This is a genomic window from Psychrobacillus sp. NPDC093200, assembly GCF_050280345.1.
GTDB lineage: Bacteria > Bacillota > Bacilli > Bacillales_A > Planococcaceae > Psychrobacillus > Psychrobacillus faecigallinarum.
Map to the genome: position 1 here is coordinate 83,347 of NZ_JBNNVC010000003.1, position 22,631 is coordinate 105,977.

22 protein-coding genes are annotated in these 22,631 nt (G+C 36.1%); 7 read left to right on the forward strand and 15 right to left on the reverse strand.

Features of this window, described 5'->3' with window-relative positions:
- Nucleotides 1-37: 37 nt before the first annotated feature.
- The 8 genes from ACQKNZ_RS13950 to ACQKNZ_RS13985 all read right to left on the reverse strand — a co-directional run bounded on the left by ACQKNZ_RS13950 (nucleotide 38) and on the right by ACQKNZ_RS13985 (nucleotide 6,461).
- Nucleotides 38-1,312, reverse strand: a complete 1,275-nt coding sequence (locus ACQKNZ_RS13950) for a hypothetical protein (protein ID WP_427660239.1) — start codon at nucleotides 1,310-1,312, stop codon at nucleotides 38-40.
- A 43-nt stretch (nucleotides 1,313-1,355) separates the two neighbouring features.
- A complete protein-coding gene (locus ACQKNZ_RS13955) occupies nucleotides 1,356-2,393 on the reverse strand; it encodes a glycosyltransferase (protein ID WP_427660241.1) in 1,038 nt (345 codons plus the stop codon).
- A gap of 93 nt (nucleotides 2,394-2,486) precedes the next feature.
- Nucleotides 2,487-3,179: a CpsD/CapB family tyrosine-protein kinase gene (locus tag ACQKNZ_RS13960; RefSeq protein ID WP_340863568.1), complete on the reverse strand. Its 693-nt coding sequence runs from the start codon at nucleotides 3,177-3,179 to the stop codon at nucleotides 2,487-2,489.
- Complete coding sequence (locus tag ACQKNZ_RS13965) at nucleotides 3,148-3,906, reverse strand: YveK family protein (RefSeq protein ID WP_340863569.1); 759 nt, start codon at nucleotides 3,904-3,906, stop codon at nucleotides 3,148-3,150. Before ACQKNZ_RS13965 ends, ACQKNZ_RS13960 begins: the two co-directional genes overlap by 32 nt.
- 50 nt (nucleotides 3,907-3,956) lie before the next feature.
- Nucleotides 3,957-4,538 (reverse strand): sugar transferase, encoded by a 582-nt coding sequence (locus tag ACQKNZ_RS13970; RefSeq protein WP_427660244.1) that lies wholly within the window; start codon nucleotides 4,536-4,538, stop codon nucleotides 3,957-3,959.
- Nucleotides 4,539-5,029: 491 nt separating this feature from the next.
- Nucleotides 5,030-5,518, reverse strand: coding sequence for an MgtC/SapB family protein (locus ACQKNZ_RS13975; protein WP_144538689.1), 489 nt, complete (start codon nucleotides 5,516-5,518; stop codon nucleotides 5,030-5,032).
- 62 nt (nucleotides 5,519-5,580) lie between these two features.
- Nucleotides 5,581-5,931 carry a VOC family protein gene (locus ACQKNZ_RS13980; protein ID WP_427660246.1) on the reverse strand — a complete coding sequence of 117 codons (351 nt, stop codon included), beginning with the start codon at nucleotides 5,929-5,931 and terminating at the stop codon, nucleotides 5,581-5,583.
- A 65-nt stretch (nucleotides 5,932-5,996) separates the two neighbouring features.
- Entirely contained in the window at nucleotides 5,997-6,461 is a 465-nt protein-coding gene (locus tag ACQKNZ_RS13985) for an SAM-dependent methyltransferase (protein ID WP_340863572.1), read from the reverse strand.
- A gap of 151 nt (nucleotides 6,462-6,612) precedes the next feature.
- On the opposite strand from ACQKNZ_RS13985, the gene ACQKNZ_RS13990 reads away from it, so the two are divergent.
- Both ACQKNZ_RS13990 and ACQKNZ_RS13995 read left to right on the forward strand, forming a co-directional pair.
- A complete protein-coding gene (locus ACQKNZ_RS13990) occupies nucleotides 6,613-7,044 on the forward strand; it encodes an N-acetyltransferase family protein (RefSeq protein ID WP_427660248.1) in 432 nt (143 codons plus the stop codon).
- 954 nt (nucleotides 7,045-7,998) lie between these two features.
- Complete coding sequence (locus ACQKNZ_RS13995) at nucleotides 7,999-11,016, forward strand: efflux RND transporter permease subunit (RefSeq protein WP_427660250.1); 3,018 nt, start codon at nucleotides 7,999-8,001, stop codon at nucleotides 11,014-11,016.
- A 60-nt stretch (nucleotides 11,017-11,076) separates the two neighbouring features.
- Here the strand turns inward: ACQKNZ_RS13995 and ACQKNZ_RS14000 are convergent, their stop codons facing one another.
- Nucleotides 11,077-11,928, reverse strand: coding sequence for a hypothetical protein (locus ACQKNZ_RS14000; protein WP_427660252.1), 852 nt, complete (start codon nucleotides 11,926-11,928; stop codon nucleotides 11,077-11,079).
- A gap of 256 nt (nucleotides 11,929-12,184) precedes the next feature.
- Between ACQKNZ_RS14000 and ACQKNZ_RS14005 the strand changes: the two genes are divergently transcribed.
- On the forward strand, nucleotides 12,185-12,667 hold the full coding sequence (locus tag ACQKNZ_RS14005; RefSeq protein ID WP_427660254.1) for an RNA polymerase sigma factor: 483 nt from the start codon (nucleotides 12,185-12,187) through the stop codon (nucleotides 12,665-12,667).
- Complete coding sequence (locus ACQKNZ_RS14010; RefSeq protein WP_427660256.1) at nucleotides 12,657-13,544, forward strand: zf-HC2 domain-containing protein; 888 nt, start codon at nucleotides 12,657-12,659, stop codon at nucleotides 13,542-13,544. The genes ACQKNZ_RS14005 and ACQKNZ_RS14010 overlap by 11 nt, the downstream gene beginning before the upstream one ends.
- A 172-nt stretch (nucleotides 13,545-13,716) precedes the next feature.
- Here ACQKNZ_RS14010 and ACQKNZ_RS14015 read toward each other — a convergent pair whose 3' ends face one another.
- From ACQKNZ_RS14015 to ACQKNZ_RS14030, 4 genes are all read right to left on the reverse strand, one after another.
- Nucleotides 13,717-13,926 carry a hypothetical protein gene (locus tag ACQKNZ_RS14015; RefSeq protein ID WP_144538705.1) on the reverse strand — a complete coding sequence of 70 codons (210 nt, stop codon included), beginning with the start codon at nucleotides 13,924-13,926 and terminating at the stop codon, nucleotides 13,717-13,719.
- Nucleotides 13,927-14,058: 132 nt separating this feature from the next.
- A complete protein-coding gene (locus ACQKNZ_RS14020) occupies nucleotides 14,059-14,598 on the reverse strand; it encodes a hypothetical protein (protein WP_427660258.1) in 540 nt (179 codons plus the stop codon).
- 37 nt (nucleotides 14,599-14,635) lie between these two features.
- Nucleotides 14,636-15,154 carry a hypothetical protein gene (locus tag ACQKNZ_RS14025; RefSeq protein ID WP_427660260.1) on the reverse strand — a complete coding sequence of 173 codons (519 nt, stop codon included), beginning with the start codon at nucleotides 15,152-15,154 and terminating at the stop codon, nucleotides 14,636-14,638.
- Nucleotides 15,155-15,357: 203 nt separating this feature from the next.
- A complete protein-coding gene (locus tag ACQKNZ_RS14030) occupies nucleotides 15,358-15,837 on the reverse strand; it encodes a hypothetical protein (RefSeq protein ID WP_427660262.1) in 480 nt (159 codons plus the stop codon).
- Between the two features lie 145 nt (nucleotides 15,838-15,982).
- Between ACQKNZ_RS14030 and ACQKNZ_RS14035 the strand changes: the two genes are divergently transcribed.
- Nucleotides 15,983-16,555, forward strand: a complete 573-nt coding sequence (locus tag ACQKNZ_RS14035) for a TetR/AcrR family transcriptional regulator (RefSeq protein ID WP_427660264.1) — start codon at nucleotides 15,983-15,985, stop codon at nucleotides 16,553-16,555.
- Nucleotides 16,556-16,704: 149 nt separating this feature from the next.
- The gene (locus ACQKNZ_RS14040) at nucleotides 16,705-17,721 is read left to right on the forward strand and encodes a zinc-dependent alcohol dehydrogenase (protein WP_427660266.1); all 1,017 of its coding nucleotides are present in this window, start codon (nucleotides 16,705-16,707) and stop codon (nucleotides 17,719-17,721) included.
- A gap of 81 nt (nucleotides 17,722-17,802) precedes the next feature.
- Here ACQKNZ_RS14040 and ACQKNZ_RS14045 read toward each other — a convergent pair whose 3' ends face one another.
- Both ACQKNZ_RS14045 and ACQKNZ_RS14050 read right to left on the reverse strand, forming a co-directional pair.
- Nucleotides 17,803-18,642: a methyl-accepting chemotaxis protein gene (locus tag ACQKNZ_RS14045; protein WP_427660268.1), complete on the reverse strand. Its 840-nt coding sequence runs from the start codon at nucleotides 18,640-18,642 to the stop codon at nucleotides 17,803-17,805.
- Between the two features lie 18 nt (nucleotides 18,643-18,660).
- The gene (locus ACQKNZ_RS14050; RefSeq protein ID WP_427660270.1) at nucleotides 18,661-20,115 is read right to left on the reverse strand and encodes an aldehyde dehydrogenase family protein; all 1,455 of its coding nucleotides are present in this window, start codon (nucleotides 20,113-20,115) and stop codon (nucleotides 18,661-18,663) included.
- Between the two features lie 1,523 nt (nucleotides 20,116-21,638).
- On the opposite strand from ACQKNZ_RS14050, the gene qoxA reads away from it, so the two are divergent.
- A complete protein-coding gene (gene qoxA, locus ACQKNZ_RS14055; RefSeq protein ID WP_427660272.1) occupies nucleotides 21,639-22,595 on the forward strand; it encodes a cytochrome aa3 quinol oxidase subunit II in 957 nt (318 codons plus the stop codon).
- Nucleotides 22,596-22,631 lie beyond the last annotated feature (36 nt).

Here is a 22,631-nt window from a genome sequence, read left to right on the forward strand (position 1 = left end):
TTCCTTCTTTTCTCAAGAATTTATATTTATCCAACCACTACTCATATTCGTAGATATTTTTTATCGCAAATAGTAATAATAAATAGAAGCTTTCATTTGATAGTGCATTTATTGACAGATAACTAATACCCATAGCTAAAATAGGCAGCCAGCTGATGAACCCTGTTCTTCTAAGCTTCTTGGAAGAGGCAAAGACAGTTAACACCATTAAAAACAGGAAGAAAATGATAAAACCTAATAATCCCCATACAACAAATAGCTCTATAAGAATGTTATGCGTTTCAAGATAAACTCCAGATCTTATATGGTAATCCTGAATTCCCATACCAAAAACTATTAGCTTCCAATCTGAATTCATAAGTGTGAAGTAACTTTCGGCAATAATATTCCTATTACTTGTCAAAGCATCAGGGTCATTAATATAATTTGTAAACCTTGAAAAAAGCAAATCTAACAAAGAAAGAATTTCTTCATGATAAAAAAAAGAAAGTATCGTCGTGAGGATAATAATCATTACAATAAACTGTATTAACTTCTTACTCTTCCTAAGCGAAAGCAGAAGTTTTAGGAGCAAGAACATTAAAGTGATCGTAACAACCAATATGAACATTCTGGAAAGACTCAATATTCCAAAGCCTGCGAAAAAGACAAATAAAAGAGGATAAAATATATTTTTACCTATACCCTTTCCTCTAATAACAAGATGAAGCATCGAAAACATGGCTACCATAATATACATAGAAAAATAATTAGAATCTCCAGCTCCGCCTCGAAAACGAATCGTCGCATTTTGATTCAAAATTGATCCGTATAGCTGATAGAACTCTACAATTCCGTACAATATAGAAATAACCAACCCTACAAGAAAGTACTTAATCGTATTTAAATGATTATATGTGTTCCTTGAATAGATTAAGTACAAAGCAGCATATAAAACTGCACCTATCCAACTAAAAAGTAAAAAGATAGATTTTAAATTATACGAAAATAAATGTAATGCTTCATAAAAAATAATAAAAATAATAAAAAATAAATACCATTTTGATATATCAATATTTCTGCATTTAATCACTAGCTTAACAAGAGATATACAAATAAGAATGTTCAAAGAAGGAATTGACACAGTACTTGCTGTAAAATGCATTATCCCTAAATTAGGAATTAAAAAGACTAATATAGAAAAGTTTTGATCAATAGTAGAGAATAATATACGAGCAATAAAGTAAATTACAAGTACATACATCCCAAGACCACTATTCAACAGCTGGTCACCAATCAGACAGAAAATAGTAAAAAAAACATCTAAAATCATCCAGCTGTTTTTAAATAGAAAATTTGGAATTTGAGATTGTGGCCTACTGTAGAACACTACTGTATACCTGTCCAAGTTGATATTTAAATTGAGCAATATCACTTAACTCTTCCGCTCTTTGATATGCACCTTTTTTTAACCTTTGGTATTCTTCTACAGAATTTAACAGTATGATTATCGCCTCTACAAACTCAAAATCATTTTCACAAATGTACGAACATGAATCATCTACTATATTGTCTATGCCTGGTAGAAGAGGCACTATCACAGGCTTACTTAAAGCTAGTGCTTCCATTAGAACCATAGGCAAACCTTCTGATTTGGATGTCATTACAAAAACTTTAGAGTGTAAAAGTGCTGGGTAAGGATTCATTTGGAATCCTCTTATTTCAATATTTTTTTGCAAATTTCTTTGTAAAATAACTTTTTGACATACTTGCTCTAGAGACCCGCCACCTAGCATGACTACTCTAAGATTTGGAATTATTTCAATCACCTTTTCACATATACCAATAAATCGAAGCGGATTTTTTATATCTTCATATCTACCGATAAATGCTATATCAAAATCTTTATCCTCCACTAAAAGGGCATTTTTCTTTATCGCATTTATATCTACTATGTTTTTTATTGAGATACATCTAGAAGGAAATCTATTTAAGAATGAAGTTTCTTTTATGATAGGAGATACTACAACTATTTTTTGGATTTTTAAGCATGCTAGAAAAAATACGATAGAATATTTATTTACAGATTTAAGCCAATGTGGGTTTTGATGAATATGGGATATAACTGGAATAGTAAAAGTTGCTAACGAACATTTTATAGTTGCAGTAAAATCATGTGCATGTATTAAATCGGGTTTCCATTCTCTAATAATTTTTCTGAGTTGCCGTATAGATAGTTGTTTCATTTCTACATGCTCAATACCTCTGTTTTGTAGAACGTCTTCAATTAACCCACTCGGAGAAGCATAAGCACTTTCATATGAATCTGAAAGAGTGGTGATAATTCCAATTGCTACGTTTTCTGCTCCAGCCAAATCATTAGAACTTAATACATGTAATATTCTTTTTTTCATTTCAACCCCCCTTGTATTTTAAAAGTAAGATCCACTTCACTTTAGAAATTTAATTTGAAAACAATTAAACAACTTACCTCTAGTGGGGTTAGTTTACTTATCTCCGTAATACTGATAGTAATAATGATCTTTTTCTATTTTGTAATTGTTCAAAATCATACCTATAACCTTTGCCTGAGAGTTATCAAGTGCGTCTTTTACTTTGCTTAACGTCTTTTTTTCTGTTTTACCTGCACTTATCACTATTAATGTTCCATCACATTTATTGGCTAATATTTGCGCATCTGAAACTGAAAGTATTGGAGGAGCATCATAAATGATAAGATCGTATAGTTTCCTTGTTTCTTTTATAAAATTATCCATTTCAGCTGAATCTAATATTTCGTTTGGATTAGATGGGATGGTACCACAGGTTATTAGATCCAAATACTCTTTACCTGAATTCTTAATGATACTTGGAAGGCTCTCCTCATTCCGCAGGAAACAACTTAGTCCTTTGGAGATATGTTTATTGAATGTATAATGGACTGTCGGTTTTCTTAAATCGGCATCTACCAGCAATACCTTTTTTCCTGCTTGTGCAAAGATCAAAGCTAAATTGGAGGCTATTGTCGACTTTCCTTCACCTACAGAAGGAGAGGTAATAAGAAGAGTTTTAAATTCCCTATCTCTCATTGCAAACTTAATATTTGCCCTTATGGTACGAAACTGCTCAGCAACTATTGAATTTAGATGAGAGTTCAATACTAGTCTTTTACCCTTCGGAATGGTCTTTTTCTGGATCACTTTTTTCCCTCCTCCTCCTCTTTCTTTGTGTTCCTACAACATCCATCACATTTGTATTTATTGGACTAACTATACCCAGCAAGGGATAGTCAATAAGTTCTTCTATATCCTCTTCAGTCTTGACAGTAGTATTAATGAGGTAGAGAAAATAAGCTAAACCTACTCCGAAAACAACTCCTAGGATGCTAGAAATTATTAAATTTAATGGTAGGTTAGGCTTAATAGGCTTAACGCTCTTCTTTTCTAGTGCTGGAGATAAAACAGTGACATTATCAATGCTCATAATTTTTTTTATCTCTTCTTGAAATACATCTGCAGTCATATTGGCTGTTGCTACGGCTGTTTTAAGTTTTTCATGCTCAACAGAAATATTTAATACCTGAGAATTTTGTTCATTCGTTACAGATATTTCTTCAGCAAGAAGATCTGATGTCGTTAACAAAGAAAGATTTTCAATGACCTTATCTAAAATGACAGGACTTTTAATAATGACATTATAAGTATTTATAATTTGTAAATTTGATTGAATATCTTGAGTTTCTAAACGGTTACTACTTTTTTCTTTTTGATTAATAAGAAGTTGAGTGGTAGCTTCATATTTAGGTGTTAGAAAAAAGTAGCTAACAACACCTGTTATTAGCACAAATGAAAGAAAGACTGTTATTAACAATATTCTTTTCTTCCTTAACAGTAGATAGAACTCATTGAGACTCATATCCTTATCCATGTTTATCTACTCCCTCTATTTACAACTATCAATTAAGTTTCGTCTTTTGACTATGAGGACCATTTTCCTGTTACAACTATCCAAAATGTATTTATTAATATTTTTAAATCTAAGAAAAAGGAACAGTTCTCTACGTAATACAAATCATATTTTAATTTTTCACCATGAGTAATGGTTGACCTACCTCGAATTTGAGCGTATCCAGTAATTCCCGGTCTCATAAGTAAGCGTTTTTTTTGTATAGGAGAATAATGTGTAGTAATCTCAATCATTTCTGGCCTTGGTCCAACTAAGCTCATATCTCCAATTAACACATTCCATAATTGGGGCAATTCATCTATGCTATATTTCCTGTAAATTTTTCCTACCTTCGTTATTTTAATATGGTCTGGCTTTTCAAATGTAAAGTTTTGAGGCACTTCGTAGCCCCACTGATACGAATGACCTGGAGAATCTACATCTGATGAATCCATTGTTCGAAACTTCCATATAAAAAAAATCCGTTCATGTCGTCCTCCCCTTAGCTGATAAAAAAATATAGGAAAACCTGAGACAAAATATGAAATTATAGAAAAAATTAAGAGAAATGGAGAGAGAATAACTAGAAGAATAAAACTCCCTAAAATATCCAATAATCGCTTTCCATATTTTTGATAAATTACAGATTCCTCCTTTCAAAAATAATTATTATTCTGTACTAGTTCTTTTACATTCATTCTGGATTAATTCGTAATACTAAAGAAATATATGAAAAAAAACTAAAAGTATTATTTTAAAATAATATACTTAATCAAACGCTTATAAATTACCTTCTAGCAATTAATTACCTCTTTTGTTTTGAAGTTACTTGAAATTTGACCTCATAATTTTTCTTAATAGAGTATATTCACTTAGACAAGCAATAAAGAACAAAAATTTATGATTGTTTTAAGAAAATCCACGACAAAAAAACACCAGTTGTGCCTTAACTGGTGTTTTGAACATTATTAGTGAAACTTTCAATAGAGTACTTGTTTAACAAAGCTCAAAGAAAACGATAAGATATAAAAGCTGATAATATAAATTGGTAGACGAGAGAAAAATTTAAAACATTTCTATGTAAATAAATTTTTCTTTGTTTTCATTATTCACCATCGCTATCACTATCTTTATCATCAACTTCCTTTCCTCTTGGTGGAAGCATGCCCATTTTCTCTAATAGTTTAGGTAGATTCATCGCTACAAACATAAACACAACAGTAATTATTGCTAAGTCGTAAGCGCCATAGCCAATCGTTAAGCCAACGCAGGCAGTAATCCAAAGATTTGCTGCAGTAGTTAGTCCTCTTTTTACATTATCCTTGTCTACCCAAATAACCCCTGCTCCAAGGAACCCAATTCCACTGATGACTTGAGCAGCTAAGCGCATTGGGTCCATGTATGGCCCTTGGTTTAACGTGGATAAGCTCATGGCTAATGTAGAGCCTAAGCAAACTAAAATATGTGTCCGTATACCGGCAGGCTTATGCTTAATAGCTCTCTCCAGGCCAATTAGCAATCCGATAAACGTTGCAACAGCTAATCTAATGTACAGATCAACATGTGAGTTAAATAATGAAGTGATAAAATCCATTGAGCATTACCTCCCTTAACAGGTTAGTCTAATTCTACAGTATATTGCTCTTTGGAAAGTCTTTATTCCCAAAAACAGATCTGTGACTTGTTGCCATCTAAATCATATAACTCAAAATAAGTATTAATGCCATCCTTTTGTATCGACGACACTCGGACTCCGCGAGCCGAGAGTAGCTGATGGGTCTCATCAATGCTTGAAGAAAAGAAGATTGGATATGTAGCATTATCTTGTGCAGCCGGCTCTCCCTTTTCTAACGTCAATGGGACACTGCTCTTTCCAATTTTCAAAATAACGTAGTGGTCTTCCTTGTAATGCTCCTCTAGTCCTAACATTTCCTGATACCATCGACTTGCCTTTTCAATCTCACGGACCTTTAAACAGACAGTATCAATTCGTTCAATTAAGCTCATAGTTTCTCCTCCCCAAAAAGATATTTTATGTTTTATTCGCGAAAGAACGCTCATTTCCTTTTAAGTTACTCCCAATAATTCGACATCAAGTCAACTGACCAGTTTGGCTGTTTTACCTCTCCCTTTGGAAGAAATTCGTTCATGACAGGCTTAATGTCTAAAACCGGAGTTCCATCTATGGCATCCAACCCTTTTACAAAGATTGATAATCCCTCCCTTTTAATGAGTTCCACAGTAGTAAGCCCTATTTTATTTGGACGATTTTTACCACGTTGCGCGAATATACCAACCTTCGGGTAGTCCGTGTTATTTCTCGGATGCCTAGCAGTATATTGAATCTTATCGTCTGATACAAGGTGAAATAAAAAAATAATCTCTACATGACTAAATGCGTCAATACCATCTAAACTTGTCACGTCCCAATCATTGTTCAATCTTATCTCAGATACTACTTGTCCCCAATAATCATCCTCCGGAGTTTTTCTAGTGTTATGTACCGTTCCAATAGAACTAACGTTAAATGTATTCATAATATTCTCCCCCTTTAGACAAGCATAGCAAATCATTCTTAAACGAAACATTACTTATTTGTTATATGAGGTGATAGATAATTCAAATGAGGACATTAAAGGATTCTCATCAAACCTTGTGGAAATAAAATAGCATAAAGGGGGGAATGAAATGATTACACAAGCAACTAAAGAGGAAGTCGAATATATTATTTCTCATGCAGTAAGCTCTACTTATGATGCAACTCAAATGGAAATTAGTGAAGAAAAGGCAGTCGCAATGCTCCAAGGAGTTTTAGATAAAGGAGGGTTCTACTTAATTGCCAAAGAAGAAGACGGTACCATTACTGGATGGATACTGCTAGGGAAAAACACAGATTACTTTACGGATCAAACATATGGTTTTATTTATGAAATTTATGTACTACCCGAGCACAGAGGGAAAGGTCTATCTAAGTTGCTAATAAACGAAGGAAACGCCTATTGGAAGAGCCAGGGCTACGACGAGGTTCGTCTAAATGTCTTTGCCTCCAATTTCGCTAAGGAAATTTATAAAAAAATGGGCTTCGAAGAGGTCAACTTCATCATGAAAGCAAAGTTATAAATAGATTCAGTAATGACATACACACCTATGGGGCTCTTGAATCTTTCAAGAGCCCTTTCCTTTGTATAGCAAGATTATGACCGTTCGCAATAAAATTTTAGACAGATTATTCATGCAATCAATGCTAAACCGGCTCAATTTAGTGTTTTTTAATTAGAAAGCAAGCTCCAACATAGTATTTGAAGCAGAAAAACAAACTTATGACCGTTCAGAGTACATTTATGACCGGATAGATTTTTTTATGACCGGATAGGAAAATTTATGACCGCATAAGCCGGGTTTATGACCGGATAGAAAATTTTATGACAGTTCGCAACAAAATCAACCTTTTGGACAGATTCATCATGTAATTAAGGCTAATCTGGCCCTATTTTAGTGTTTTTTAATTAGAAAGCAAGCTCCAGCATAGACATTTGAAGCAGAAAAACAAACTTATGACCGTTCAGAGTACATTTATGACCGGATAGATATATTTATGACCGTTCGCAACAAAATCAACCTTTTGGACAGATTCATCATGTAATTAAGGCTAATCCGGCCCTATTTAGTGTTTTTTAATTAGAAAGCAAGCTCCAGCATAGACATTTGAAGCAGAAAAACAAACTTATGACCGTTCAGAGCACATTTATGACCGGATAGATTTTTTTATGACCGGATAGGAAAATTTATGACCGCATAAGCCGGATTTATGACCGGATAGAAAATTTTATGACCGTTCGCACTCATTTGCCCATTATCTCCCTATAAAAAACTCCTTCTTTAAGCCCTATAATCTTATCAGCCTCCAGACCTAGCAATAGTTAATCCTCTCGCTCAATGTGGAAATCATTTCTATTTTCTACAATGAAATGGTAAAGCAATGAAAGGAGTAACTAGTGTTGCAAATTAATTGAAAATTATAACATCAAGATGCACTCATACGTACTGTTCTTAATTCAAAGGAGGAGTTGGAAGATGTCGAGTTTTACCAGATGGGCATTTGGCAATAAAGCGGGTGTAGCGGTATTAACCGTTTTAGTATTAGTAATTGGAGTGTTTAGTTATTTTAGATTGCCGATGGAGTTTTTACCCTCTGCCGATAATCCGCAGGTAACCATTATCACTATGGGACCTGGTAGAGATGCGAAAACGATGGAGAGCGAAGTGACCAGTCCTATTGAGAGGGCTGTTGTTGGATTGAACGGTAAGTCTTCGGTTTATTCTAGAACCGGGGATGGGTATTCCCATGTAGATCTTGTGTATGAATCTGGCTATGATATGAAACAAGCAAAACAAGAAGTGCAGGAGGCATTGACCCGTGTACCTTTGCCACCTTCTATATCCGAACCAGTTGTTTCCCAGCTTCACACATCCATGATCCCAATTATCAATATTGCGATCACATTTGAGGACGGCCTCACTTCTGAAAACATGGAGCTTGCGAAAAATGAGCTGAAGTCACGTTTTCAAGAGGTTAAAGGAGTTGCAAATGTTGATGTGTATGGGATTACTGAATCCACCATTTCGATTCGTTTAGATGAGGACAAATTAGCGGATTATCAAATTCCTCTTCAATCGGTAATGACAGTCCTCCAGGGGCAAAATACGGCTGTTTCTGTTGGTGAGAAAAATATCGATGGGAAGACGAGCAATATCAAAGTGATTGGTGACTTAACTAGTATAGAAAAGCTAAAAAATCTTTCGATAGTCCCTGATGTGACGTTAGGCGAAATTGCAGTAATTGAAGAGACAATTGACTCCAGCTTTATTAGTAGATTTAATGGCAAGGAAAGCTTAGATATAAGCATTACAAAGGATAGCACATCGAATGCTGTTACAATCAGCAAGGAAATCGAGCAAGTGACAAAAGAATTGAATGAACAATATAAGCAGCAGAAGTCGGTTATTTATGTATCCTCTTCTGATTTGGTTCAAAATTCTGTTCACACAATGATGAAAGAGGTTTTGCTTGGCGCACTTTTTGCAACCATTGTTATTATGATTTTCCTACGCAATATCCGCTCTACTTTCATAACAATTATTTCTATTCCGTTATCCCTTTGCTTAACGCTATTTTTACTCTGGATTTCGGGAGTTACGCTCAATATTTTAACACTAGGTGGTGTAGCTGTTGCGGTTGGCCGTTTAGTAGATGACAGTATTGTCGTTATTGAAAATATTTTCCGGAAGATGCAAACGGAGAAGTTTTCTGTTCAGATGGTCATAGATGCTACAAAGCAGGTAGGGGTTGCGATTACCGCATCAACGCTTACAACAGTGGCAGTATTCCTTCCTATGAGTTTATTGGATGGCACCCTGCAGGATTTCCTTCTTCCGTTTGCTTTAACAGTAACCTATTCTCTATTAGCCTCCTTGTTAGTAGCGCTGACTGTCGTTCCTATTATGAGCGCAGGCTTATTGAAAAACACGAAGCTTCCGGAGCATAAACCCGCTGTCCGTTTTCCAAAGGCTGTAACCTGGTCTTTAAATCATAAGTGGGTTATCTTTGTAGTTTCTTTATTCCTGTTTGCTGGCTCAATTGGCACTTACTTTTTAATTCCTAAAGGAGCAGTGGATAATTCTTCTGCGGATTTTATTACGGCTTCCTTAAGCTATCCGTCTAATACACCTGTAGAGGAAGTTAAGGAAAAAACGATTGAAATGGAATCCCTTATTCGGGAGATGGAGGAAGTCGATTTTGTTTTTGCACAAGTTGGTACGCCTCCCGAAGCAGCACAATATGGATCTGTAGGATCTCAGACCGAGGCACTTTTTAGCATTTTATTGGACGACAAAAAAGATATAGATAAGGTCATAGAGGCTATAGAAGAAAAACGCAGTCAGTTTCCAAAGGCTGAATTAGAAATTACTGCTGCTTCCTTTATGATGGGAGGAACTAGCACTAGTATTAACATTGATATTGTGGGAGATGACTTAGCAAGTCTGGAAAAGCTGGCACCAGTTATTCAAGAGAAGATAGAGCCTATTGAAGGAATCGAAAAGGTAACTACGAATCAGGATGAAAAGAAAACAGTACACTCCTTGGTAGTCGATTCATCTAAAGGAAACACCGAGCAAATTGCACAGCAATTAAGTGTTATGTTGAACAAGACACCTATCGGAACAATCCAGGTAGAGGATAAGCAAAAAACAGTTTTTCTAGAACCAATATTAGATACTAAAACACCAGAGGATTTAAAGGCTATCCAGATAATGACAAGCGACGGTCCTGTTCCTGTATCTTCTATAGCTACGCTACAAACTGAGCAACGCTCCACTATTCAGCTGCATAAGGATGGGAAGACTTATCTCCGAGTAACGGCATCTGTGGATCCAGCTAAGCTTTCAAAGGTAGCAAGTGACATGAATATTGCTATTTTTGGAGATAAAGACAAGGAAAAAGGTATAGACATTCCAAAGGACACACAGGTTTTCATTGGTGGCTCCAGCAGTCAACAAGCAGAGGAGTTTGAAGATTTATTTTTAATCATGCTCGTTTCTATTGGCCTAGTTTTTCTAATAATGGTCATTACCTTTAAATCTATAAGAACCCCAATTGCCATACTCTGCTCCCTACCCCTAGCTGCAATCGGTGCAGTTTTAGGAATAGTGATTAGCGGGATTTCTGTAGATATCACCGCATTACTAGGTGCTTTGATGTTAATCGGAATTGTTGTTACCAATGCTATTGTATTATTGGACAGAGTAAAGCAAAATGAAAAAACCATGACCATTCGCGAGTCCTTAGTAGAAGCAACCTCTACAAGAATGCGACCAATATTCATGACAGCAATCGCCACTATATGTGCAATGCTTCCACTGTTGTTAAAGCAAGCGGAAACAGGTAGCCTTGTATCTCAAAGTCTTGCAATCGTCGTGATTGGCGGGCTTGCAATGGCAACGCTTCTAACCTTAATAGTTGTGCCATGTATTTATGAGCTACTCTATTATAGAAAATCTAAAAAGCAAAGAATGGCGAAAGAAAGAAGCTAAATATGTTAATCATAAATAAAACCAGATCTAGCTCAATGACTAGATCTGGTTTTATCTTTTTTATTTGAAAGAAATTAGTTCTCCCACTGTATTTCCATCATTACCTACTGCTTTAATAATTCCAACACCTGGGGCTAAATAAAACGTAACACCATATTCTTTACTTTTGAATATGACAACATTTTGGAATGTCCCTGCTTTGACCTTTACAGTACTAGTTGTACTAATAACATCTATATTTTGTGTTACTCTGTTGTTTTCTTCATCATAGAAAATTTCTTTTGTTTGCTTGCCTTCAATTAGAGGAAATTCAATAGCAAATAATCCCCAATCTGTATGATTCACACCAAAAGAAAAAATCTGTTTACCTTCGTCATTTTTAATCTCATTATATACATAACTCTCATATTGCTTACCTGGAACGGTTAAAATAGTTTGAATATAACCATCTTCCTTTATAACAGTAGTAACAAAATCTCTTTTAGTATTCTCTGTAAAACTTGGAGAATAAGTAAGCTTCATACCCGCTTTTGGGACTAGCCCACCGTTTACCTCTTTGTTAAGCAAAGCAAGTTTGCTTTTTGAAGGAGTTTCATATTTTACTTTTGACCCCTTTTGAACAAAGCTACTTGCACCTAATCCATATAAGCCACCGTTTGAACTCTTATAGGTGTAGACTCTATATTCTTCACCTTTTTTAAGTGTTCTCACTTTGCTAAGTGAGCCTTTAGCTCCGATTTTTACTAAGTCGGTGTCCGCTAGAATTGTAACTTTACCAATTTGTCCTACTTTTAGTTCCGTCTTACCCCACATCACCTTGTGTGTGGCTGCCTCTGCGGATGTATTAGCTGTCGCCATAATTCCCAAAGCTAAAACACCTACTAGTACTGCTTTACTAAATTTCTTAATCATTTTTAAATCTCTCCCTTCCCTCTTATTCTATCAGAAAATATAGTTGATATTGGTTAAATATAATAAAATTTGTAATTTTAAAATATTATTTTCATATATTTTCCATTTATTAAAAAAGGCATCTTTAAATATTCTCTTATTCTACTTCCCAATCACCTCCTTTTCTCATGCTAAGATAGAGTATAAAAAATAAATTCTAAAAGTTTGTAACGAAATAATAATTTTATAGATATATAGGGTGAAAGGAGGTTGAACATTGGGGGAGCTTACGGAAATTTATAAGCAATATGCGGATGGTGTATTTAAATATTTGATGGTTCTTTGCAACAATACAGACGTTGCAGAGGAGCTAACACAGGAGACTTTTTATCAGGCAGTTCGATCAATCGATAATTATAATGGTGAGTGCAAAATGTCAGTTTGGCTCTGTCAAATTGCCAAGCATACATATTATAAATATGTAGATAAGCAAGTGAAACAGCCAAAACAAGCCCATGCACCAAACCATGTGCCTTCACTCGAAAGCAACCTAATTGAGAACGAAAATAAAATTGCGCTTTATCGTACGATTCATTTGTTGGAGGAGCCATTTAAAGAAATTGTGCTGCTGCGTATGTTAGGTGGCCTTAGCTTTAAGGAGATTGGTGAAATACACAAAAAAAATGAAAATTGGGCAAGGGTTAGTTTTTACCGAGCGAAGTTAAAATTAAGGGAGAGAGGAATTTTAGATGAAGAATGAATGCTATATTGTATGTGATTTGTTACCCACTTACATAGATAAGCTTTGTAGTCTAGAGAGTGCAGAGTTTGTAGATCAACATATTGCCACATGTGACAAATGTGCACAAATCGCAAAACAAATGCGTGCTGAATTCGATATAGATGAAAACGTGGACATAACGGCTAATATGGAACAAAAGAAACCATTAAAAAAACTTGCACACTTTTTTAATGCACAAAGAGGTTATACAGCTTTTTTACGTGCAGCATTTTGGATTTCACTCATAGTAACCGTTGGATTTTTCATATATTCTCTGAGTGTATTAAATGATATAAACGATGAACGAAAAGTAGCACGATCGGTGGAGCAGGAAAAGCAAGAGGTCATGGAAAAGTCATTTGAAGCCTTATCTACTAATCTAGATGAAACAGCACTTCAAAAAATATTTCAGGAATATAGCGACCATCTGCAACATTTAGCCGTATTTTCTACCGATCACATAAATGACTTCACACTCATCCGTGAAGGGATAACACATCCTTATTCTATTGATTTTTCTCGGCTAAAAGAAGGACCTTCTAACGCTTACCCCATTAATTATTCTCAAGCGGAGTTAGTTGTTGGAGAAGGTGGTACAGTTACAGAATTAATCATACCGACTGATTATGATATTGGTACCGTGGCAATGGCCAATGAAAAATGGATCCTCCAATTTGAATATAGGGAAGCATATTTTGATACTGTGGAAAGGGCACATCAATCTAAATATTATGGGCCGTCTAATTGGATAATCTTTCAGCTACCACTTATATTACTAGTCATCACATTATTTATATTAGGGAACTGGATCTTTCAAAAACGAATTACCAAACCAGTGAATAATATGTTGGATTAGTCTTTAAAATTAGTAGTCCCTCTTATTGCTAAATATATAGTTTGCTTGATAGCAAGAATCAACTATATGGAACACTTTTTTAATTGAAAAGTTGAAAACTGCCTAATAAATTATTGGATTTAATATTTTTACCATAAGAAAAGAGCTGTCCTAAGGGCAGCTCTTTTGCTAATTAACGTGATGGTTTAATTGGGGCACATTCCGTACAGCTTTTTTGATTACTTCCCTTAAACTTCGTAAATGTTTTTTCAAAAAGATTCCCACAGGAACATTTAAACTGTAATTTTTGGGAGAAACCTTTATATTCATTAGAAAGTAATTCACTTGTTGAATTCTTTTTAACATACTCACGGATTTCTTCAATCGTCCATTTTTTATTCATCATGACACCTCCGACATAGCTTCCGAATAGACATGCAGGAAGAAGCTTCGGAAACTTCCTTTCAATCGGGATCATCTGCTCCTAATCTACCTAAGGTCACTATTATATCATAGGAATTGTTTCCTTTACCATTTACACTAGCTGAAATTCAGCATCCTCGGGATACAACGAAACATAGCTATCCCGCTCCTGCTCGTAAGCAATTTCAACACCCTCTGTCAATTCGTGTTCAGATAGCTTCTTCCAGATAGTGTTAAAACCAATCTCTACATCTACGACAAAAATTGTAATTGTTCCTGCCCCTGCTCCGACCTCCAAACCACTTACGTCCCCATTTCCTGTGAAAAGGAGAGCCTCCTCTATAATATCCTCAACATCAAAGCACTTTTTCTCTGTCGCTTCAAACTGAGCTTCATCAGCTTCTTCATAGCGATACTGGACAACTAGTTTGTTCATGTCTTTGTCATTCACAAATTCATAGCCCAGATTTGCTTTTTCCTTGGCTAATTTTTTCACAATTTTTTTAGGACTTTCCCAAAACCTTAAGGACGGCCTCTCCTCTATTCCTACTTTTCCTAATGTACCAGTTAAAATACTTAATGGAAATTTATAATTCCATGCCTGCCAATATAGCGTTTCCTTACCATTCTTCTTTATCATTCTTATCATCATCTTAACCGGTCCCCTTTGTTTTCCTTTAGATGTGCTTTTATGATTTAATATCCTTTACCATTACATCAATTGGCTCCCCACCATTGTCCAAAGATATTTGGTTAACGTTTATCAATTTCTGGTCTGATATTACTTGTCGAATTCTTTGGATGGCTATTTCCATGTCTCCAACAAAGCAAGTGATAATAACCCTTGTTTCGTCGTTAATATCAACACCATCCGTGAATCCTATACTAGTATCCATAAGCTCTTTATCGATCATTTCATATAATTCGAAGCTAGCTTTTTTCAATACGTCGTATTCACTTACTCCGTTATCATTGTGGATAACAATATCTATTGCTTCTTTTTCATCGCTATTTACGTAGCCTTGGCTCCGCTTTTCCTCTACCAATCTTTTCATCAGCTTACTTCCGTTGTCAAAAAGTTTAAGCTGGATTTCTTCAGACTCTTTGCTGATCCCAATAACTCCATATTCGACGCAAATTCTTTTCTGATGCTTCCACACTTTCCAATAATGCGTTTCATGAGCTAGCTTTTTGGACAGTTCATACATATAATAAAAACTCCTTTGTCGAATTATTAAATTATTAATAATATTATGATTATATCTTATTTTAATAGATTGTCGCTTTAAATTCCCTTCTACTAAAAGGACGGAAGAACAATTGTATTCATTATGTAAAAATTTATTCCAGTGTCCAACCAATGCTTAAACAATTAGTTTTTGGCTTGGTATGTATTTGCGCTTATGTAGTTTCAGTCATCTTGAAATAAAGAGATACTGCTCTCGTTTAATAGCTTCTGTTCAAGTAAAATCTTTTGTATTGCTTCAATACCTAAATCTTCATCTACTACAAAGAAATAAATAGTAGCTCCGCTCTCATTAATCCTGATCCCTTCCGTATAGCCTATACCTGTAGACAATAAACTATCATTTATCTTATCTTGTAAATCATAGCTTGCCTGTCTATAAGTTTCATATTCAGCTGCATCTTCACGATACGAAATATCCACCTTTATTTCCTTATCCTCATGGCATTGGACAAATCCTTGACTTTCTTTCTCCTCTACTAACCGTTTCATTAATTTATTGGCTCTTTCAAATAAACTCAGCGGTTGCTCCTCACTTTTATTGCTCACTCCTAGTACTCCATAGGTAAAATGTAGACTTCTTCCGGATTTCCACACCTCCCAGTAGTGTGTTTCATTAGGCAACTTTTTAAGCAGCTTATACATACTTCTCCCCCTAATCTAATTACGTATGTTAATTATATCTAACTTTCGATATGGTTGTGGAATTCTTCTCTACAACTACTCGAGGATTTACTAGATGGAGTATAATATACACATTGATATTAACTTAGGTAAAGGGTGAATAACATTGCATGAATCGAACCCATTAGATCCACGAGTTGTTCGAACTAGACAGCTCATTAGAGATTCTTTTCTAGAATTAGTGCAGGAAGTGGATTTCAATAAAATTACAGTAAATCTCATAACTAAACGTGCCGGTATTAATCGAGTGACCTTTTATTTACACTATAAGGATTTACCAGATATGGTGGAAAAGATGGTAGATGAACGAATTAAATTTATCGAAACTATCTTTCTGGATAAGTACGATGAACCTTACTCTCCAGGCTTCGAATTAGAAACATTAATAGAATTGCTTGAGCATATCGCCCAAAATGCTAAGCTCTTTAAAGTATTCCTAGTGACGAAGCACATTCCTAGCTTTACCCAGCAGCTCATGGAGTTATTGAGAAAGCTAATCCTTCAAAACAGCAACCAGGAGCAAGCCTTTCCTGCTATGGAGGACATTCCAAGAGATATTGCAGCCTGGTATGGAACCTCCGCTATGGTCGGAACAATTGCTCTTTGGCTCGGTGAGGATATGCCCTACACTCCCCAATATTTAGCTCAAATAATGGTCAAACTGAATCCTTTTCGCTAATTTCCCTATTAATTTCAATAAGATAAACTACATTATCTGACATTCTGTTGTTTACTTTACATATGTCTATATATTGTAGTTTGCGAAACACTTTTTGCTCCTATACGATGAAATAGAATAGATTATAGAAGCAAAAAGGAGAGAATATTATGATGAAAGTAGCCATTTACCATGGGAAAAATGACGTTCGTGTAGAGGAAAGACCAATTCCAACAATTGGTAGCAATGATGTATTGATCCGTAATCTTCGTGGAGGTATTTGTGGTACAGACATCAACATCGTTAAGGTTGGATCTGAAATGGGCATTTCCTTCGGGGCTGAATTTGGACACGAGATGGTTGGTGAAGTGGTAGAAGTAGGTTCAGAGGTTTCTTCTGATATTAAAATCGGTATGATGGTTGGAGTAAACCCTATCACGGCAAAACGTGCAGGAAGAAGAAAATCACTTGAATGTGGTGGATTTTCTCAATATGTATCGATTGAGGATGCTGCATTAAATGTGAACCTATATGAGATCGACTCTTCTGTATCTCCAGAGACTGCAGCCCTAATGGAACCAATGAGCGTTGGTCGTCACGGTGCATTCAGTGTAAATCCTCAGCCTTCAGACAAGGTCGTTGTGCTAGGTGCTGGAGCAATCGGACTTTCTGCTGCAGCAAGTCTACTCGCAGAAGGCATTCAACATGTATGTGTCGTAGATATCGATGAATGGCGTTTAGAAAAAGCAGTTGAGCTAGGTGCAGTTACAGTCAATACATTAAACGAAGACTTGGCGGAAGGCTTGAAGAAACACTTCGGCGAGGTAAATGTATACGGACAACTGATGCCAGATGTAGATGCATTTGTAGATGCTGCAGGGGCACCTATTCTTTTTGAAAATGTGATGAAAATCGTTAAACCAAAGGCTAGAATTGCAATCATTGCTGTGTACAAGCAGGAGGTACCAGTAAGCTTGTCTCAAATTATGTCCAAGGAAGTGCAAATCGTTGGCGCAAGCGGATACACACACGAGGATATTTCTAAAGTAGTAGAACACCTATCTAACCCAGCAACGAAAATTGGAATTATCGTTACACAAGTGTATAAGCTAGACGATATCCAGGAAGCATTTGATGTAGCAATTGCTGCAAAAGGTGCTATCAAGATTATGGTAGATTTAAGTTAATAGCTTCGTAAAAGATATCTCTCTTAAATCTAGCTTTAAAAAAAGAGCGAACCGTCATGAAGACAGTTTGCTCTTTTCATTTTAGTTATCTTGACTAAGTGATTCTTGTGCAAGTGTTGCTAGCTCTTGTGCCTTAGAGCTTATTTCTTGAATAGTTGCAGAAAATTCTTGAATGGAACCGGATTGGTTGTCAGTCAATGTATTTACCTCTGAGAAAGCTTGGTTCAACGTTAACAGAAGCCCTTGAATATTTTTTGTTATGTCGTTAATCTGATTTACATTTTCTTTCGAATTGGTTGCTAGCTTACGTATTTCATTCGCTACAACGGAAAAGCCCTTCCCTACATCCCCTGCTCTTGCCGCTTCAATCGCTGCATTTAAACCAAGCAGATTACTTTGGTCTGATATTCCCTTAACTACGGAAGAAATTTCACCGATTTGCTCTGCACTAGAGCTTACGGCTTTCATTTGAGACGTAATATCTGTCACTCGATCGGCAAGTGAAGTCACCGATTCACTTATATCTTCAATGCCTGCTGCTGTTTGCTCCACAATTACAGAAAAGCTTTCAGCCATTTCAAATAGCTTGTTTGCCTTTTCCAAGCTTGTTCCGATTCCTACACCACCAATTACATTACCCTCATCATCATGAAGAGGTAGTGCACGAGCTATTAACGGAAATCCGAAAAGCTCTTTTGGAAGGACCGCCGATAAAGAAGAATCGGTTCTAATCGCATTTGTTACGATATCCCCTTCCATTAATGGGTCACCTGGATTTACATTCAAAGCAAAGGTTTTACCAGGAATATTAATGATCAGCTTCTCGGTATCATAAATTCCAACAGTTATATCATCTTGGACAAGCTCATTAAGCAGTGGAGCAACTTTAACAAATGCTTTTATTAAATCATGTTCTGCCATCAATTTTCACTCTTTCTATTAATATGGTAGGTTTCTTTGACCGTAGTTCACTGAAATCCATTTTAAAGTAGTAAATTCATCTAAGCTCCATTGGCCATTTAAGCGACCTAAGCCAGATTGCTTTTCACCACCGAAGGCTACAATCGGTTCATCATTAATCGTTAAATCATTAACATGAATCATCCCTGTGTGTACCTTCTTAGCCATTTCCACTCCGCGTTCTAGATTAGAGGTATGAATAGCGCCACTTAGCCCAAAACGAGTATTGTTAGCAATATCAATTGCCTCTTCCTCTGTATCAAAAGGAATAACACATACTACTGGTCCGAAAAGCTCTTCCTGAGAAACACTCATGTCAGTTGTAACATCTGTTAAAATGGTTGGCTCTAGCAATCTTCCAGTGACATTCCCTTTAAGGTAAGGTGTAGCACCCTCTTCAATCCCTTTTTCGATCAAGGCTTGCAGTGTTTGAGCTTGGCGATCATTGATAACTGGCCCAATAATTGTTTCAGGATTTAATGGATCACCGACTTTAAGAGAAGAAACCTTTTGTGCATATTTTTCAGTGAACTCTTTATAAATAGATCGTTGAACAAGAATTCTATTTGCTGACATACAAATTTGTCCTTGGTGGGTAAATCTACTAAAGGTAGCTGCATTTACCGCATACTCGAGATCAGCATCCTCTAATATAATAAAAGCACTGTTTCCGCCTAGCTCAAGTAATGGCTTTTTGAAGTTTTTAATAGCAACCTGACCAATATAGCTTCCTACTTGTGTAGAACCAGTGAAGGAGATAATTCTTGGAATTGGGTGCTCCACAAATGCATCGCCAATTTCTTTGATATCTGTCACAACGACATTTATTAGTCCTTTCGGTACGCCTGCTTCTTCAAAGATTTTTCCGATTAGCGTTCCACCCATAATTGGTGTGTCATCATGAGGTTTTAATACGACACCATTTCCAGCTCCTAGTGCAGGTGCAACAGATTTCATCGATAAGAAGAATGGAAAGTTAAATGGGCTAATAACTCCTACAACGCCTGCAGGAATTCGGTATAGTCTATTTTCCACATCATCTATTGTAGAAGGTAGAATTTTCCCTTCCATTCTTAATGGGAAGGTAGCTGCCTCTTTAATGATGTTTTTAACAAGACCGATTTCGAATGCAGCCTTCAGTCTAGTACCACCTAGTTCTTCCATAATAATAGAGGTGATTTCTTCCTCATGCTCGTCCATATATTTTACTGCATTTTCTAAGATATCACGTTTTTTATAAGGATTTACTTTGTCCCATTCTAGCTTCGCTGCATGTGCAGCCTTGTAAGCTAAATCTATATCTTCTACATTTGCTAGCTTGTATGTATTAATAGGCTTGTCATTGTAAGGGTTTGTATTATTTAACACGAGACTACTGTTTCCGTCTCTCCATTCACCAGCGATAAATTGTTTGCCTAACATTTCTAAGTTCATCTTTTTAACCTCCAGGATAATATTCTTATTAACTCTTTGATTATCGTCAGGATTAGTAAAATCTTTACTGAAATAGAAATGTATTGTGAATAATTTATCTAATAGTTACTGAAAAGTTTTAAAAATAGTCCCATACACCCATTCGATTCTTTCAGACAAACAAACATTATTACCTAATCTAATATATAAGAAAAGCGCAAGAGTTATATCTGAGTTAATAAGAACTATTAATATAGATGGCTGATTTTCGCTTTAGGCGGTCGCTTTCCGTGGGGTGAGCGATAAGCCATCACCGTCGCTTACGCGTCGTTTGTGATGTCTTATCTGTCTCACTCATCCCACTGGAGTCGCCGCCTGACGCTTCAATCACAGGTGGAGGATGAATTAGATAAGTTAGAATGAAAAAAATTATACCGTTATATTTAGCTATTAAATCGAATTAATTTACACTTAAATTTTGAATATAGATGTTAGATTTCCGCTCTAGGCGGTCGCTTTCCGTGGGGTGCGCGATAAGTCATCACCGCGCTTACGCGTCGTTTGTGATGGTTCATCTGTCACACTCATCCCACTGGAGTTGCCGCCTGACGCTTCAATCACAGGTGGAGGATGAATTTGATAAGTTAGAATGAAAAATTATACCGATATATTTAGCCATCAAATCGAATTAGTTTACACTTAAATATAGATGGTAGATTTCCGCTCTAGGCGGTCGCTTTCCGTGGGGTGCGCGATAAGCCATCACCGTCGCTTACGCGTCGTTTGTGATGGTTCATCTGTCACACTCATCCCACTGGAGTCGCCGCCTGACGCTTCAATCACAGGTGGAGGATGAATTTGATAAGTTAGAATGAAAAATTATACCGATATATTTAGCCATTAAATCGAATTAATTTACACTTAAATTTTGAATATAGATGATAGATTTCCGCTTTAGGCGGTCGCTTTCCGTGGGGTGAGCGATGAGCCATCACCGCCGCTTGCGCGTCGTTTGTGATGTCTCATCTGTCTCACTCATCCCACTGGAGTCGCCGCCTGTCGCTTCAATCAACAGGATAAAATATTATTTAGAATTCCATTAGCTTGCTATGTAGATATAACTTTGTTAATGGCATATTTAGAATTTTATTTACTTTGTGGTCCTCCGTTAGTTATTAATGCTTGTTCTGCTAACCTCAATATGGCTACCAATTTATGTCCTTTCTATCTCTAATAAGACATCCTACTTCTTCGTTTTAGAGCCCTTTCCACGATAAAAAATGAACAACATTACTTGAAACTGCTCAAACAAAAAGTACATAAATACCAATTAAGCCCATAATTATGAACGAAGTTGACACTTTCTTAAATATTTCACAATTGTGTTAAAGAACGTTCAAATCTTCTTGAACAATTCGTGAAGTCCGGTTTTTATATTCGTTTTTTTGAAGGCATGGTAATAAGATAGAGGCACAGAGAGGAATTCTTTGAAAGCAACACTAGTTACCTTAGCTTTTTATAATAGATTGGAAAGGGGTACAACGATGAAATTAAAATTGAAGTGGGCTCTCTTGACGATGATTTTCACTATTGTCACTGTGTTAACAGGATGTGAGCCATTACTTGTTTTAGACCCTAAAGGCCCTCAAGCCGAGGCACAGGCAAATGATATTATGTTATCTATTTTCCTAATGTCGGGGATTGTGATTGTCGTTTTAGCTATCTTAGTTTTTGTGTTAATAAAATACCGTGCTTCTAAACAAAGCGCGGATTACGAGCCACCTCATATAGAAGGAAGTCCGATTGTGGAAGCAATTTGTATCGGTATTCCTATTATAATAGTTATTTTTCTTTCAATCGTTTCTGTTAGAAGTAACTATATTGTAGAGTCGACGCCTCAAGGCTATGAAGATCAGGAACCATTAATCATTTATGCATCTTCCTCTAACTGGAAATGGCATTTTAGTTATCCTGAACAAGGTATTGAAACGGTTAACTACTTATATATCCCAGCTAACCGTGCGATTGAGTTTAAACTATACTCCCACGGACCAATTACTAGCTTTTGGATTCCACAGCTAGGCGGGCAAAAGTATGCGATGTCTGATATGGTGACTACGTTACACTTAGCTGCCGATGTTGAAGGCGAGTTCATGGGTAGAAATGCGAACTTCAGTGGATCTGGATTTGCAGAAAACGTCTTTGATGTTACCTCTATGTCTAATGCCGATTTTGAGGATTGGGTAGAGGAAGTACATGAAACTGCACCTGCTCTTACAGAAGAGAAGTTTGAGGAATTATTAGAACCAGGTCATCTTGGCCGTTCAACTTATACAGGAACACATTTAGAATTCTCACCTGCTCCTAGTCATGACCATGGCGATAATGCAGAGGAATCTGAACACGAGCACCATGAATCAACTGATAAGGATGAGAAGTCCGAGCATGAGAATCATGGACAAACTAATGAAACTGAGGAATCAGATCATTCTCAGCATTAATTGAAGGATTACAAGATTACTATAGTAAAAGCTATA